Below are 15,461 nucleotides of genomic sequence, written 5' to 3'. Positions count from 1 at the left end.
AGGAAGAGTCGGGCGCTCCATCAAAGCCGGACCACAGAAGCTCAGTGATATAGTGTTTTCCGAGTCGGTCGGGATGGGGTTCGCATTCCGCACAAAAGCTGACGAGCAAAGACGCTCCATTAAAACAGTCGATATGAGCTTTCGATTGGCTTTCCTTTTCAGGTCCTGTGAACTTTTTTAGACAAAGTGATAATAAAATTGCCCTCTTTTTCCTTGTGATTCGGAGTATCGCTCTCCATGTGGACAGGATGTGCCTGTAAGGCCATCCTTTTTCACTTTTTGACAGGGATAGATGATTCGGGTGACGAATAGATTGGGATGTAGTCAACAGAAAAATAAAAACTCGTAGTCTCCCGTTAAAGGAGTGCGAATTTTGAACACGTTTAAGAGATTGAAATCTTTTTACTGGCCCCATAAGGGCCGGTTCCTTTTGTCCATCGGCGCCCTTCTCCTGGTGACGGTGATTACGGTGATCTATCCTCTGGTGCTGAAGTTGACCATCGATGAGGTGATCGGAAAAGGCAAATATGAATGGGTTCCCTGGATCGCGGGAAGTTTTTTGCTGCTGATGACACTCAAGGCGATCGCCGTTTTTTTTCATCAGTACAACGGGGATTTGTTTGGGATCCGGTCTGTCTACGAGCTGCGAAACGCCCTCTATAAAAAACTGGAGGCACTTCCCTTCCGCTTTTATGACAACGCCAAGACCGGGGACTTGATGTCCCGCCTGACGGCGGACGTGGAAGCGTTCCGTTTCTTTCTTTCCTTCGGCTGTGCCCAGCTTATCAATTTTCTTTTGTTGTTGACCTTGGGGTTGGGGATCATGGTGGCTCTTAATCTCAAATTGGCGATGGTGACCTTGCTGGCAATGCCGTTTCTGGCAGTGACGGTCTACCGTTTTGATCAAAAGGTACACCCTGCTTTTAAAAACATCCGCCGCTCCTTCGCCGAACTGACTACCAAGGTGCAGGAGAACATCAGCGGGATCCAGACGGTCAAGGCGATGGCCCGGGAGGATTTTGAGATCGGGCAGTTTAATCGGCGAAATGAACAGTATAAACAGACCAACGTGGAGACGGGATATATTTGGGGAACTTATTTTCCGCTGATGGAGTGGATCGGAAATATAGCTGTCGTGGCTTTATTGGGTTACGGGGGCTGGCTGGTGCTCCGGGGGGAATTGCTCCTGGGGGAGTTGGTCGCTTTTTTCAGTTTGATCTGGTATATCATCGGTCCCTTGATGTTTCTCGGTTTCACCATCAACACCTATTCCCAGTCCAAAGCCGCTGGGGAACGTCTGTTGGAAATATTGGATGAACCGGTGGAGATCCGGTCCCGTCCCAATGCGATTGTCAAAGAACGATTGAAGGGAGATGTCCGGTTTTGTCATGTTTCCCATCGTTATCCGGGAAAGGAAGAGTGGGCGATTCGGGATGTCGACTTTGACGTACCCGCGGGGAAAGTGATCGGTCTGATCGGAGCCACCGGGGCGGGAAAGACCACAATCACCCAGCTGATCTCCCGTTTTTATGAAGCGACGGAAGGGGAGGTCCTGATCGATGGTCGGAAGGTTCAGGAATATAATCTCCGTTCTTTGCGGCAAAACATCGGAGTGGTCTTCCAGGAATCCTTCCTGTTCTCCTCCACCATCCGGGATAACATCGCCTATGGAAACGCGGAGGCGTCCATGGATGAGATCCGGGAGGCGGCCCGTAGGGCACAAGCCCATGATTTTATCGAGAGCTTTCCCCGAGGATATGAAACCATGCTGGGTGAACGGGGGTTGGGCCTTTCCGGAGGACAAAAACAGCGGATCGCCATCGCCCGGGCGCTTGTGATCAATCCGGCGATTTTGATCCTGGACGATTCCACCAGTGCTGTCGACATGGAAACGGAGCAAAAGATCCAGGCCGCCTTCCGGGAAGTGATGAAGGGGCGCACGACCTTTATCATCGCCCATCGGATCTCCTCAGTGAAGGAGGCCGACGAGATATTGGTGCTGGATCGGGGGCGAGTGACGGAACGGGGAACCCATGAGGAATTGTTGCAACTAAAGGGATTCTATCGCCGTATCTACGATATCCAATTTCGGGACCGAAACAGGGTTCCAATCTCCTGAGGGGGTGGATGAATTGTCCCGGTCCAACACACGGGAGCGGTTTTCCTATCCGGGTGAGATGGTGATCGACAAACCCTTCAATTGGTCGCTGATGGCCCGTCTGCTCACCTATGTCAAACCTTACAGCAAAAAACTGTTGCCACTGGCTTTGGCGGCCATGATTGTTTCCACAGGGGCCCGTCTGTTCGCTCCCTTTATGGTCAGTCTGGCGATCGATCATGCCCTGGTGGACCGAGATGTGCCCCGGTTGCTTCTCTTTGCGGGAGTGCTGATCACACTTTATCTTCTCAACTGGATCGGCAATATGCTTCGGACCCGCTGGATGCAAGTGCTAGGGCAGTCAGTCATCTATGATTTGCGGGAACATCTTTTCCGCCATATCCAGCGCCTCTCTCACCGCTTCTTTGACCAACGGTCGGCCGGCTCAATCCTGGTTCGGATCACCAATGATGTCAATTCCCTGCAGGAGCTGTTGACTAACGGGATTATCAACGTATTTATGGATATCATCCTGCTGGCGGGGATCATCATCATGTTGACAGTGTTGAGTCCCAGTTTGACGGCGGCGATTCTGATAATCCTGCCGGTGATGTTTCTCATCTCTGTCAAATTACGCCGGAGAATCCGCCGTTCCTGGCAGAAGGTGCGCCTGAAACAATCGGTGCTCAACTCCCATCTGAACGAGAGTATTCAGGGAATGCGGGTCACCCAATCCTACACCCAGGAAGAAGAGAATATGGACTTTTTCAGCCGGCTGAACCGGGATAACTTCAACGCCTGGAATGAAGCGGCTCGCAAGAGTGCCACTTTCCGGCCATTGGTGGAGCTGGCCGGTGCCATCGGAACGGTGATCCTGATCGTCTACGGAGCCTCTCTCTATCAGACGGGTGAGATCTCCATCGGGGTGTTTGTCGCCTTTGCTTATTACATGGGAAACTTCTGGGAGCCCATTTCCCGGCTGGGGCAGGTGTACAATCAGTTGCTGATGGCGATGGCGTCGACGGAGAGAATTTTTGAATTCCTGGATGAAAAGCCGTCGGTTCCGGAACGGGCAGGGGCGGAACCGGTGAAAAAGATCTGTGGGCATGTGGAGTTGGAAAATGTGGTCTTTTCCTACGATGGGGAACGGAAAGCGTTGAAGGGGATCTGTCTGGAATTCCTCCCCGGTCAAAAGGTGGCGTTGGTCGGTCACACCGGCTCCGGAAAAACCTCCATCGTCAACCTGATCTGTCGCTTCTACGATCCCACGGAGGGATGGGTAAAAATTGACGGGCGGGATTTACGGGATCTGAAGCTGGATGATCTCCGCTCCCAGGTGAGCATCGTCCTGCAGGAAACCTTTATTTTCTCCGGCACTATCCGGGAAAACATCCGCTTCGGTCGTCCGGGTGCCACCGACGAGGAGGTGGAGGCCGCAGCACAGGCTGTGGGAGCGGATGATTTTATCCGGCGGTTGCCCCAAGGTTATGACACCGAAGTGGAAGAGCGGGGGAACATTCTCTCCACCGGTGAGCGGCAACTACTTTCCTTTGCCCGTACGCTCCTGGCGGATCCCCGGATCATCATCCTGGATGAGGCGACGGCCAGTATCGACACCGAGACTGAACTTAGAATCCAAGAAGCGATGCAAATCCTGCTCGCCGGCCGGACGGCCATTCTGATTGCCCATCGCTTGTCCACCATCCGGGACGCCGACAAGATCGTGGTATTGCGAGAGGGCCACATCATTGAGGAAGGGAACCACGAGCAACTGATGGCGGAACGCGGCGAATATTTCAATCTGGTTGCCGCCCAGTTTCGTGTATTGGGCGCGGGTTGAAAAAGCAAATGGAAAAAACACGCTCCCGATCCGGGGGACGTGTTTTTTTCCCCTGAGATCGAAGATTTCCTCTGTTATAAGCGTTGTGATTTAGGTTTTGATTTCACATTCCGCTTCCGTTCTGATGTGCCAAGGACGCTACATGTAAAACCTAATAGGCATCCTGGGGCATATCGGTTATTCCCAGATGGAGAGTAACCTTCCTCTTCATCTCAAGGAACTCTTTGGGGGAGAACATGTCTTGTATCCCTCCCTGTTGGCTCTGAACGCAGGTGTTGTGATCCTGTTTCAGATGGCGATCACCCGCTGGGGGGAAGGGAGGTCGATCCTGACTCATATGACCCTGGGAAGCTTGATGTTCACTCTGGGACTGACCTGCTGGGGAATCGGCGGGCACTGGGGCTGGTTTGTCGTGGGGATGATCATTCTGACCATTGGAGAAATCCTTCTCTTTCCTTCCGGCAGTCTCTTTATCGACCGATTGGCCCCACCGGTGCTGAGAGGGACGTACTTTGGTGCCAGTGGCTTTCGCTCCATCGGTTTCTTTATCGGTCCGACCTTGGGCGGGTGGTTGCTGGAGGCAGTCGGCGGCTCCCGAACCTTTTTCCTGCTGGCGGGAGTTGTCGCTCTGGGGATGCTCTTCTACTGGCTGGGTCATCGAGCGCATCGGGCGGATCAGAGTGTAAAGAGATCCTGTCGTGAGCCTGCCTGACTCTTGATATAATAGGATCGACTCACTGGAAAGGAGTTTTCCATGAAACGTCTTGATTCTCTCCTCATCGGTTTGTTGGCGGCCAGTGCGGTGGTCTTGGGTGTGTTGGAGGCGGCCGGGTTGATCACTTTGAAACCGGTCTATCTCCTCTGTTATGCACTGGCTGTCGCGGTGATTTTCATTCCTGGCCGGGGAAATACAGGACGGGTGATCAGGCTGGCTCTCATCTTTCTGATCTTCGCCGGGATCCCCTACGGATGGGAACAGTGGATGTCGTTCAGACAAGGAGTGGACCGGTTCACTCCTGCCGTTCTAGCAATTGTCCTGGGTTGTTTCCTCTTTACTCACCAGAGGGGTAAAAGGGGATCGTAATAGAGAGTCCGGGCATTACTTTTCCGTCTGGGATCGGTCATTTGGCATCCATTTTTCAAGGAGGTGAACAGGATCGACGGACGTAAGCGGAGCGACATCCAGCCGGGTCAGAGAGTGGATATTATTCTGAAGGCGGATCAACGGACGGGGCGGCGGACCCGGGGTGTGGTAAAAGACATCCTGACCAACTCCCCCACCCATCCCCACGGGATCAAGGTGCGGCTGGAAAGCGGACAGGTGGGACGGGTCCAAGAGATTTTGGACTAAAGGTTGCACTGGATTTATAAACCAAAAAGAAGGGGTTTGGCCCCTTCTTTTTGGTTTCCTTCTGCTTCACTGCGGCATAGCGATAGATTGAAGAGCTCTCCTCATTTCAGGTGTCAGTGGGAGGCTCTTCTGTTCATGGTAACTGTAATGAACCAACACTGCCCGCCCGACGGCAATCTCCTTATCCGTTTTCAGATCGGAGATCCGGTGCAGAACAGTGAAGCTGCTCTTGCCGATCCGTTCCACTTCCGTGGTCACTTTCAACCACTGAGCAAAAGCGGCTTGCGCCTTGTATTCGCAACTGGTGGAAGCCACAATCAGTTTCCAATTGTTCAGGTCCATTTCCGGATCCAGCATCTGAAACAGCTCGATCCGCGCTGTTTCCATATAGGTGTAATAAACGGCATTGTTCACATGACCGAGGCCATCGCATTCATTGAAGCGAACTTGAAGTGTGGTGGATAACGCCATCAGATGCTCCTCCTTCAAGCGATGTTTTGGTGCGAGAAGAATCTCCCGGTTATCTCTTCTCGATGATCCAGCTGTTCTCCTTGAGACATTTGAAAGAAAAGAGTCCTTATCTCCTTGATGATTTCCTCCAACCGGGTTCCAATCGTTTCAGTGCTGCTTTTACTTGTCTATCCTCGGAGGTTGACATCGGATTACATATGTAGTACTGTACTACATATGTAATCCGATTAAAAAGGAGGGGGGAATCCAGTATCTCGGAGGCATTAACGGATTCAAAACATTCCCTAAGAAAGAGGTTAGATTCTTATGAAATCATGGAACACGGTTTTAAGCAAAAAAATTGTACCTGTACTACTTCTCTCATGTGTAGCGCTGGTTGGTTGTTCAGAGAATAGCGCCGCTTTACCCAAGCAACAAAATCAAGAAACCGAAATTACAGATGGTTTTGCCAAACTTGAAGAGAAATTTGACGCAAGACTTGGCGTTTTCGCACTGGACACCGGCACAAACCAAACAGTATCTTATCGATCGGATGAGCGTTTTGCATATACATCGACTCATAAAGCTTTAGCCGTAGGAGCGTTGTTGCAACAAAAGTCAATCGAAGACCTTGACGAACGAATCACCTATACCCGTGATGATCTCGTGAATTATAGTCCAATCACAGAAAAGCATGTTGATACCGGAATGACTCTGAAAGAGCTTTGTGATGCTTCTCTCCGATACAGTGATAATACGGCTGGAAACCTCATTCTGGAGCAACTGGGCGGACCCAGTGGGTTTAAAAAATTCCTCAGGAAGATGGGGGATGATGTTACCAATCCTGAGCGAATTGAGCCGGAGTTAAACGAAGTGAAACCAGGAGAAACACAAGATACGAGCACACCCCAAGCGCTTGCCACCAGCCTCCAGGCTTTCACAATCGGCGACGTACTCCCAACGGAAAAAAGTGAAATGTTAATTGATTGGATGAAGAGAAGCACCACTGGAGATACATTAATTCGTGCGGGAGTACCGAAAAATTGGGAAGTTGCTGATAAAAGTGGTGCGGGATTATATGGAACGCGAAATGACATTGCTATCATTTGGCCACCGAAAGGAGACCCTATTGTTATTGCAGTACTTTCTAGCCGGGACAAGAAGGATGCCGAATATAACGATAAGTTGATCGCGCAGGCTACCAAGGTCGCACTCGATGCCCTGAAGTGAAGTAAATACCAACCACAGCAAATCTCGCTGTTCCATTGTTTCCAGACAGATCTGTTGTTTTTGTTTGGAAACGTGTAACGGACTGGGCTTTCAATATACTGTATTACGTGGGATACTGGTAGTAAGCCCATGTAATAAGCCTCTAAAACAGAGGCTTATTACTGTCTATTCTGGTGCGGGGTGGCATCCAGCAAGATCCGTTTGCGTCAGATTTCCAAAGGAAAGGATGCGTGATGGAGACGAGTAACGTAATCTTAACTCATTTGGTTATAGGCTTTATAGTCTCTTCTTTAACCATTGCCGTAATAATGCTGATAAGAAAAGTGTTCCAAAAGCAGCTATCGGCAAAATGGCAATATAATCTATGGTTCTTATTGTTAATTGCACTAACACTTCCTTTTATACCGAGCCATTTATTTAATTTCGAAAATAATGCTAGCTTTTTCGATATAAATCATGGCAATAGAATAGGAGCGCCGGCCAATGCTACCGGGGATCATGTGATGAACGTCAATTGGTTGCAGGACTTTACGCTATCTGTCAACCATTCCATTCCGGACTTCCTGAATATCGTTATAGCTGGCATATGGATGGCCGGGGTTTTCGTTTTGTCTGTTCTGACAATACAAGCTTGGTTAAAGGTAAAGGACATTAAAAGCAGTACATCTGAGGTGAAAAATAAAGAGGTTCTACGCTTGTTTGAACAGTGCAAGCTGAATCTGGGTATATCGGGAAATATTAACGTAAGAGAATCACCACTTGTCAAATCTGCAATGACATTTGGACTTTTCAAGACCTATGTTGTACTGCCGACTCACTTTGAAGAATGGCTGTCCATGAAGGATATCAAATACATTTTTTTGCATGAACTCAATCATTATAAAAATAAAGATATTTTGACGAATTATCTGATTGTCGTTTTTCAAATTTTATACTGGTTCAACCCCCTTGTTTGGGTCGCTTTTAGGGAGATGAGATTGGATCGAGAAATAGCCTGTGATCATGCCGTTTTAAATTCATTGGACAAGCACGGTTATGTCGAATATGGAAATACGATTATCAATGTTGTAGACAGAGTATCACAGCCTGGGAATTTCATTTTGACAAATCAGCTGAACGGTTCTAAGAAGCAAATAAAAAAACGGATTGAAAAGATTGCATCCTTTACGACTGAATCAAAGCTGTTGAAGCGCAAGAGTATCGCTATTTTTATGCTGGTGGGAGGACTTGTTGCAAGTCAGGTTCCATTCATTTCCGTGATGGCTGAGGATCATACTCGTTACGATTTTAAAAGTGAACGGACTGTTTACGAGGATCTGAACGAATATTTTGCTGGGTTTGAAGGAAGCTTTGTATTATATGATCTGCAGGCGGATCAATATCATATCTATAATGAAAATAAAAGCACACTGAGAGTTTCCCCGGATTCCACTTACAAGATTTTTAGCGCATTGTTTGCATTAGAGTCAAATGTCATCACGAGTGAAAATTCCACCATGAAATGGAATGGGATACAGTATCCTTATAGTGCTTGGAATCAGGATCAGGATTTATTTACGGCAATGAAAAGTTCAGTAAACTGGTATTTTGAGGATTTGGATAAAAGAATCCAACGGGATGATCTGCAAGCTTTTCTGAAACAAATCGGCTATGGTAATACCGATCTTTCCGGCGGAACCGGACCATATTGGCTGGAATCTTCATTAAAGATATCACCCGTTGAGCAGGTGCAATTACTCAAAGCTTTTTATACAAACCAATTTGGATTTAAAGAGAGGAATGTTCAGACCGTCAAAGATACGATCAAATTGGAAAAGAAGGTTGGTAAACAGCTTTCTGGGAAAACAGGTACAGGGGCTGTAAATAACAAAAATATTAACGGTTGGTTCATTGGGTATGTGGAGACCAAGGAAAACACTTATTTCTTTGCAACAAATATACAAAATGAAGACAACGCCAAGGGAAGTATGGCAGCAGAAATCACATTATCTATTTTGAGGGGTAAAGGCATATATTAAGTATTTGCTGAAAAGAATATTTTACATCCAAAGAAGGAGGACAAAAGTGTCTAAAAAAGTACCAAGTATCTCGGAAGCGGAATGGGAAGTCATGAACGTGCTTTGGGAAAAGGCACCACAAACGGCCAATGAAGTCATCCATTCGTTGCGGGAGCGTAAGGATTGGAAGCCTAAAACAGTACGCACCCTTTTGGATCGTCTGGTCAAAAAAAAGGTGGTTGGTGTAAACCGAAATCAAAAGGTTTATACTTTTTTTCCGCTGTACTCGCAGAAAGAATGTCAGCACGCCGAGACACAGTCTTTTCTTAAGCGAATTTATGGTGGCACTTTAAAGTCAATGTTGGTTCAGTTTATCCAAGAGGATTCTTTGACTGAAGAGGATATCAAGGAACTGCGTTCCGTATTAAATGAGAAGCCAAACCGTAAAACTTATGAGGGTAAAGAGGAAATAGAATGAGTGGAAGACAGTGATGGCATCGTCTCAGTTACCCCTGTACGGATTTTAATATCATCTTTGTTAAATAATTTCACATACAGTGATCCGGCCGCCCATATTGACGAATATCCTGTGTAATGCGCATGCTGCAGAATTTCGGCCCGCACATGGAACAGAAATGAGCCGTTTTGGCCGGTTCAGCCGGCAGTGTTTCATCATGGAAAGAGCGTGCCCGTTCAGGGTCGAGGGAGAGGTTGAACTGATCTTCCCAGCGAAATTCAAAGCGGGCTTTGGACAGTGCATCGTCCCGCATCTTGGCCCGGGGGTGACCTTTGGCCAGGTCGGCGGCGTGAGCCGCGATCTTGTAGGCGATCACCCCTTCTTTTACATCCTCTTTGTTTGGAAGACCCAGATGCTCTTTCGGTGTCACATAACAGAGCATGGCAGTTCCGTGCCAGGCGATCAGGGCGGCTCCGATGACTGAGGTGATATGGTCATATCCGGGGGCGATATCGGTCGTAAGGGGACCCAAGGTGTAAAAGGGCGCTTCCTTGCACAGTTGTTGCTGGATATCCACATTAGTTTTGATTTTGTCCATTGGGATGTGACCGAGACCTTCCACCATCACTTGAACATCGTACTCCCAGGCGATCCGGGTCAATTCCGCCAATGTGTTCAATTCGGCAAATTGAGCTTCATCATTGGCGTCGGCGATGGAACCGGGTCGGAGGCCGTCTCCCAGTGAAACAGCGATATCATAGGATCTGAGGATCTCACAGATCTCCCGGAAACGGGTGTACAGGAAATTTTCTTGATGGTGGGCGAGGCACCAGGCCGCCATAATCGAGCCTCCCCGGGAAACAATCCCCGTCACCCGCTCCACTGTCAAGGGGATGTAACGCAAGAGTACCCCTGCGTGGATCGTGAAGTAATCCACACCCTGTTCTGCTTGTTCGATCAGCGTTTCCCGATAAATCCCCCAATTCAGTTTTTCCGGTTCTCCGTTTACCTTCTCCAGTGCCTGATAGATGGGGACGGTGCCGATCGGTACCGGGGAATTGCGCAAGATCCATTCCCTTGTGGTGTGGATGTTCTTTCCGGTGGACAAGTCCATAATCGTGTCGGCCCCCCAACGGGTGGCCCACACCATTTTTTCCACCTCCTCTTCAATGGAGGAAGTGACAGCGGAATTCCCAATATTGGCATTCACTTTCACGTGGAAGTTCTTTCCGATGATCATCGGTTCGGTCTCCGGGTGATTGATGTTGGCCGGGATGATCGCACGTCCGGCAGCCACTTCACTGCGTACAAATTCGGGGTCCATTCCTTCACGAAGTGCGACAAATTCCATATGGGTACCCGGATATCTTCCCGGGAACCGGTAAGATAGACTTTCCGACTGTTGGGGAATGTGGTTGGTTGATCAATCACAGGTTTACCTCCTCAAAGGGTTGTGGCCCACTGCAAAACGGGGAGGAGGTCCTGGGAAAGACGGAGGGGGTTCGAAGAGGAGAAAATAAAAAAACCGTACTTCAGCGTACGGCCTGATGACAGAATCACATCAATCCCTTGTGACTCCGTTAGATTCCTACGCTGGCATTACCCAGATCAGGTTAAACGGTCGGCGTAGAGTTCCCGCCCTCTCAGCCTGGCTTCTCCAAGCTCCCGTGGAATATGCAGTTGCCTGTCCTCATTGAAACACATTTGCTTGGGAGGATCAAGGATGAATTGGGGAATTTGCCCTTCTCCTTTCCCGTAACCTTTTCTCTTTTGATTCGTCTATTGAAAAGAGGGGCCGCAGCCCTGCATCCGGGTCCTGTTTTTGAGTATGGGAACAAGGAGATCAACCTTCCACCCTGTCGGTAAAATAGGTTATGGTGAATGGAGGGAAACAGAAAAGAGAAGGTGAAGTCACTTGCGAATCGAATGGACTCACGTAGATAAATGGGTTGGTACCGATAAGGAACCAAAGGGAAGGGACCGATCCCGGCGGCAGCGACGTTGGGGATTGTTGGATTTTACCGTAACCCTCAGGGAAGGAATAACAGTGGTACTGGGTCCGGAATCCTCGGGCAAGAGCACTCTTCTGCAGGTCACCTCCACTGTTTCAGTTCCCGATGACGGCAGGATCACCTATGAGTGGGAGAAACAATCTTATGTCTGGTCCAGGCGGACGGCTGCCATGGGGGAGGCGTCCTCCGTCGAATCCCTGCGACGGAGAATCGGTTACGTACCTCAATACAGGAGACTTCAGATGGATCTCCTCCTGGAGGAATCTCTGGTTGAACTAGCCCTTTACCATCGGGTTTCCCATCCGAAGAGGCGGGCCGTGGAGACTGTGGCCCGGTGGGGATTGGCCGCATATCGAAGGCATCCTTTGGGGGAGTTGCCGGCACCTGTGGCTTCTCGCTACCTGATGGCCTCCAGCTTGGTGGGCGATCCCGTGCTCTGGATAGTGGACGAGCCGGCAGATGGTCTGGATGATTGGGGATATCGTCTGTTCCTGGCTGAATTGAACCGGCGGCGTGGACAAGGGATCACGTTGATTGCCACCAATGATCTGGCACTGGCGGAAGAAGCTGATTATCTGCTACTGATGGAATCAGGTTCATGTCGCCGGATCGGCCAACGGAAACTCCTGACCTCCAGTGTGCCGGATGGCACGGTCGCTTCCTGGTATCAGACCATGCAAACTTTTTCCGCACGAAAGACAACTTATAAAAAATAACAAATATGAATCCCGGCTGTTGATCAAACAGAATGAGAATAAAAGACGCCCAAAGGTGAACCGTGACTCCACCTGTTGGCGTTTTTTTTTGGAATGGTTCTGTTGAAGTCAGGGGTGTGGATTACTGAAAAATGGGCAGTGAACTATAAAATTCCTTCCTATTTTGGATAGCAGGACGAGGTTTGGCGAAAATAACCTATACAAAATGTTGGAGGGATCAAAAATGAATAAAAAATGGCTGACCGGGATGGTGGCAGGCGTGATGATGTTTTGCGGATGCAGTTTATTGACAGGTGCTGTTTACGCAGATGATGCTTCCGCAAGGGATGGTACCTCACCCTGTCCTCCATTGAGCCAACATGCGAAGTATTGGGGAATTGACACCCGGGGTAAAACGGATCAGGAGATCAAACAGGAGTTACAGAAAAAATGGGAAGAACGAATTTTGGAACATGCCAAAGGGTGGGGGATCAATACTCAAGGCAAAACCGTGGACCAAATTAAACAGGAATTGCGGAAAAAATGGAAGAAACAAGGCATGAAGCCGAATGGGAAATGGAAAAAACAAGTGTTGGAACACGCGAAGAGATGGGGGATTGACACCCGAGGCAAAACCATGGAGCAAATCAGACAGGAGCTGCGAAATAAACGAAAAGAATGTGGGAAGCTTTACAAGAAGGCAAGATGAAAAAGATGGTTCCACTGTCGATTGATCGCCGTTGTCTCACTTCAAATATGCAGATAACTCCTTTCAGGTGTGTTGATTGGCCATATCTTGGGTAAAATCGGGATGATCCAATGAAGAGGTTTTGTGCTTCTTGCAAGAGACTGAACCATCTTTGTCCCCACAAGCGATGGGGCAAGCGGGGGAAGCGAAGGATAGTTTTGTTTTCGACACTTATTTTCTGGTCAATCTATAGCTTGGACACACTTCGTCTTTTTTGCGCTCCAGGGCGCATTTTTTTATGATTTCCGGAAGATGAGAGTCCCTCCTGCATAAGGTCAGAACGGAGGAGGAAATACCTCCTCCGTGGCACGGACCATTGGCGGGGAGGGAGAGATTCCGTTGGAAGAATTAAAGGACTGGGAGATGATCCAGACCATCCGGATGGGTCTGCCCCGATCCCCTCATCCCCAAAAGGTGCTCATCGTGGGAGCGGGGATGGCGGGTCTGGTGTCAGCATCTCTTCTGAAGGGGGCCGGACATCGTGTGGAGATTTTGGAAGCATCCGAACGGATCGGAGGCCGGATCCTGACCATTCGCTCTCCGTTCACTGACGGTCTGTATATGGAGGCGGGAGCGATGCGCATTCCGGCGAGCCACTCTCTCGTGTTTGAGTATTTACGGAAATGGGGCTTGTCAGTCAACCCCTTCCGAAATGACACCCCCATGGACCTGATCTACGTCAACGGAGTCCGAACCGGCAATGGGAGTACCAGCGGCAACCGGATCTCCTTCGGTATCCGGTGTGGCCCAGGGAGAGGGGGAAAAGCGCAGGTACATTGTTGCGAAGGGCACTCCGGCCGTTCCTCTCTCTTTACCAGCGCTTACCTTCGAAGGGAAAGCGGCGGTTGATCCGGGAAATGGATCGGTACTCCATGGAGACCTACCTTCGAAACCACCCATGGGGTCCGGCGCTGTCTCCGGGGGCGGTGGAAATGATCAAGGTGATTTGGGATCTGGAAGGTTTATCGGAATATTCCTTTCTCGGGATCTCAGAGATTCTCAATCTCTTTCTGGATCCCCGGATGCATTTTTATGAGATCTCCGGTGGTTTTGATCAATTGCCCAAGGCATTTCTGCCCCAACTGAAAGAGGAGATCCGGTTTCGACAACAGATGGTGAAGATCCGTCAGGAGCGGGATCGTGTGCTGATTTACACCCGGAATCGGGAGACAGGAGAGATCTCGCAATATGAAGGGGACAGAGCCATTATCACCATTCCCTTCTCCGTCCTCAGATGGGTGAAATTAGACCCTCGGGACTCCTTCTCCCATAACAAGCGGAAGGCGATTCGGGAGCTCCACTATGTTCCCTCAGTCAAAACCGGCCTTCAATTTAAGAGCCGGTTCTGGGAGCAGGAAGGCCTTTGGGGAGGAAAAGCGGTGACGGATCTCCCAATCCGCTTCACTTATTATCCCAATCACGGGATCGGAAGTGGCGGACCCGGAGTGGTTTTGGCCAGTTACACCTGGGAGGATGACGCCGCCCCTTGGGATGGTTTGTCAGAGGAGGAACGGATCTTGCGTGCCTTGGAAAATATGGCCCGGCTTCATGGTTCCCGGGCATACCGGGAGTTCATCACCGGCTCTTCCTTCAGCTGGACCCGCCATCCTTGGAGTGCGGGGTCCGTCTCTCTGTATGAGCCGCTTCAGTACACAGAACTGTTTCCCTTTATCCCCACTCCGGAAGGGAGGGTTCACTTTGCCGGAGAACACACCTCATCCACCCCGGGCTGGATCGAGGGCGCCATTGAATCCGGAATCCGGGCGGCGGTGGAGGTGAATGGGGAAAGGAGAGGAAAAACGATTGAGATTTGAGAGGCTGGTAACCAATCGAATATATTTAACCAGGCGTGTTGATTCTCCACATTACCCCTGATATTGAACCATCTCTGGACAAAAATGTGCATACCTGTGTAATCCTGTGGATAGAAATGGTAATGGCGGCTGCTTTCTGCCGCCGGGTGGATTGCTTACATATGTTGATAGAGGGAAGGGGGACGAAGGGTGTTGACCATCGCGGAACAGCAACGGGTAAAAAGGATCCGGCGCAGTTTGACCAAACTGCACTTACAAGTGACGGTGTCCCAGGGGGACCACTCTCCGGCTGAGCTGAGGACGGCGGTGGACAATCTGTGCCGGGTGGGGGAAATGCTGGCCGGAATGCACTTGCTGGAGGATCGAAAACTTCCTTTGCAGGAGATAGAAGATCGGATCCGGATCGCCGAAGGTGTATTGTTGAAGCGGGAGCCGGTGGGAAAATAAGATCAGGCCTCATGGAAGAAGGGAGCCCGCTGCAGGGTTTCTTTTTTTTGTGTGGGCTGAATGAGAGAACTCAAGATTCAAGGTTTGGGGAGGTCTAACAAGGCCGACGAATCACATATAAAAATATATCGCATAAATTGTGTTGAAATATTCTTCTAATCATTTACAATGGTTATAGTAACCAAATGAGAGAGGAACAAGATTGGAGTGAGATTATGGGGATTGTCCCACTCGTCGTAGATTTTCGTGACGGCCTTTTTCGCTGTTTTACGCGGTGATGGGCTTATTTTCCTTTGGTTCGCTGTCGATGTGTTGTTCCAGT

12 protein-coding genes, 2 pseudogenes and 1 riboswitch are annotated in these 15,461 nt (G+C 49.5%); of the genes and pseudogenes, 12 read left to right on the top strand and 2 right to left on the bottom strand.

Going from position 1 to position 15,461, the window contains the following annotated elements; translation table 11 throughout:
- Positions 1-373: 373 nt before the first annotated feature.
- The 5 genes from IEV46_RS14420 (at position 374) to IEV46_RS14400 (ending at position 5,289) form a co-directional block, all read left to right on the top strand.
- A complete protein-coding gene (locus IEV46_RS14420) occupies positions 374-2,119 on the top strand; it encodes an ABC transporter ATP-binding protein (RefSeq protein ID WP_188433249.1) in 1,746 nt (581 codons plus the stop codon).
- Positions 2,120-2,177: 58 nt separating this feature from the next.
- Complete coding sequence (locus tag IEV46_RS14415) at positions 2,178-3,938, top strand: ABC transporter ATP-binding protein (RefSeq protein WP_188433291.1); 1,761 nt, start codon at positions 2,178-2,180, stop codon at positions 3,936-3,938.
- Positions 3,939-4,092: 154 nt separating this feature from the next.
- Positions 4,093-4,650 (top strand): MFS transporter, encoded by a 558-nt coding sequence (locus IEV46_RS14410; protein WP_373284627.1) that lies wholly within the window; start codon positions 4,093-4,095, stop codon positions 4,648-4,650.
- Between the two features lie 42 nt (positions 4,651-4,692).
- Entirely contained in the window at positions 4,693-5,022 is a 330-nt protein-coding gene (locus IEV46_RS14405; RefSeq protein WP_188433247.1) for a hypothetical protein, read from the top strand.
- Positions 5,023-5,094: 72 nt separating this feature from the next.
- On the top strand, positions 5,095-5,289 hold the full coding sequence (locus IEV46_RS14400) for a YwbE family protein (protein ID WP_188433290.1): 195 nt from the start codon (positions 5,095-5,097) through the stop codon (positions 5,287-5,289).
- Between the two features lie 66 nt (positions 5,290-5,355).
- Here the strand turns inward: IEV46_RS14400 and IEV46_RS14395 are convergent, their stop codons facing one another.
- A complete protein-coding gene (locus IEV46_RS14395; RefSeq protein ID WP_188433246.1) occupies positions 5,356-5,760 on the bottom strand; it encodes an acyl-CoA thioesterase in 405 nt (134 codons plus the stop codon).
- 306 nt (positions 5,761-6,066) lie between these two features.
- On the opposite strand from IEV46_RS14395, the gene bla reads away from it, so the two are divergent.
- From bla to blaI, 3 genes are all read left to right on the top strand, one after another.
- The gene (gene bla / locus IEV46_RS14390) at positions 6,067-6,969 is read left to right on the top strand and encodes a class A beta-lactamase (RefSeq protein ID WP_188433245.1); all 903 of its coding nucleotides are present in this window, start codon (positions 6,067-6,069) and stop codon (positions 6,967-6,969) included.
- Between the two features lie 233 nt (positions 6,970-7,202).
- A complete protein-coding gene (locus tag IEV46_RS14385) occupies positions 7,203-8,987 on the top strand; it encodes a BlaR1 family beta-lactam sensor/signal transducer (protein ID WP_188433244.1) in 1,785 nt (594 codons plus the stop codon).
- Positions 8,988-9,033: 46 nt separating this feature from the next.
- Positions 9,034-9,444 (top strand): penicillinase repressor BlaI, encoded by a 411-nt coding sequence (blaI, locus tag IEV46_RS14380; protein ID WP_188433243.1) that lies wholly within the window; start codon positions 9,034-9,036, stop codon positions 9,442-9,444.
- 94 nt (positions 9,445-9,538) lie between these two features.
- Here blaI and thiC read toward each other — a convergent pair.
- A pseudogene (gene thiC / locus IEV46_RS14375) lies at positions 9,539-10,774 on the bottom strand (phosphomethylpyrimidine synthase ThiC); the annotation flags it as partial.
- Between the two features lie 217 nt (positions 10,775-10,991).
- Positions 10,992-11,102: riboswitch (TPP riboswitch) on the bottom strand.
- A gap of 236 nt (positions 11,103-11,338) precedes the next feature.
- Between thiC and IEV46_RS14370 the strand changes: the two are divergent.
- The 4 genes and pseudogenes from IEV46_RS14370 (at position 11,339) to IEV46_RS14355 (ending at position 15,139) form a co-directional block, all read left to right on the top strand.
- Positions 11,339-12,151 (top strand): ABC transporter ATP-binding protein, encoded by an 813-nt coding sequence (locus IEV46_RS14370; RefSeq protein WP_188433242.1) that lies wholly within the window; start codon positions 11,339-11,341, stop codon positions 12,149-12,151.
- Between the two features lie 223 nt (positions 12,152-12,374).
- On the top strand, positions 12,375-12,839 hold the full coding sequence (locus tag IEV46_RS14365; RefSeq protein ID WP_188433241.1) for a hypothetical protein: 465 nt from the start codon (positions 12,375-12,377) through the stop codon (positions 12,837-12,839).
- A 402-nt stretch (positions 12,840-13,241) separates the two neighbouring features.
- Positions 13,242-14,692 (top strand): annotated as a pseudogene (locus IEV46_RS14360) (flavin monoamine oxidase family protein).
- A 189-nt stretch (positions 14,693-14,881) separates the two neighbouring features.
- Complete coding sequence (locus tag IEV46_RS14355) at positions 14,882-15,139, top strand: hypothetical protein (RefSeq protein WP_188433240.1); 258 nt, start codon at positions 14,882-14,884, stop codon at positions 15,137-15,139.
- The last annotated feature ends 322 nt before the right edge of the window (positions 15,140-15,461 follow it).

It is taken from the genome of Kroppenstedtia guangzhouensis, assembly GCF_014637345.1.
Taxonomy (GTDB): domain Bacteria; phylum Bacillota; class Bacilli; order Thermoactinomycetales; family DSM-45169; genus Kroppenstedtia; species Kroppenstedtia guangzhouensis.
The sequence above is the reverse complement of the archived record's forward strand: the minus strand, read 5'-3'. Positions and strand labels throughout refer to the sequence as shown.

Coding starts and splice junctions, on each gene's coding strand:
- IEV46_RS14415 (WP_188433291.1), top strand. CDS start 2,178: ATGGTGATCGACAAACCCTTCAATTGGTCGCTGATGGCCCGTCTGCTC.
- IEV46_RS14405 (WP_188433247.1), top strand. CDS start 4,693: ATGAAACGTCTTGATTCTCTCCTCATCGGTTTGTTGGCGGCCAGTGCG.
- IEV46_RS14395 (WP_188433246.1), bottom strand. CDS start 5,760: ATGGCGTTATCCACCACACTTCAAGTTCGCTTCAATGAATGCGATGGC.
- bla (WP_188433245.1), top strand. CDS start 6,067: ATGAAATCATGGAACACGGTTTTAAGCAAAAAAATTGTACCTGTACTA.
- IEV46_RS14385 (WP_188433244.1), top strand. CDS start 7,203: ATGGAGACGAGTAACGTAATCTTAACTCATTTGGTTATAGGCTTTATA.
- IEV46_RS14365 (WP_188433241.1), top strand. CDS start 12,375: ATGAATAAAAAATGGCTGACCGGGATGGTGGCAGGCGTGATGATGTTT.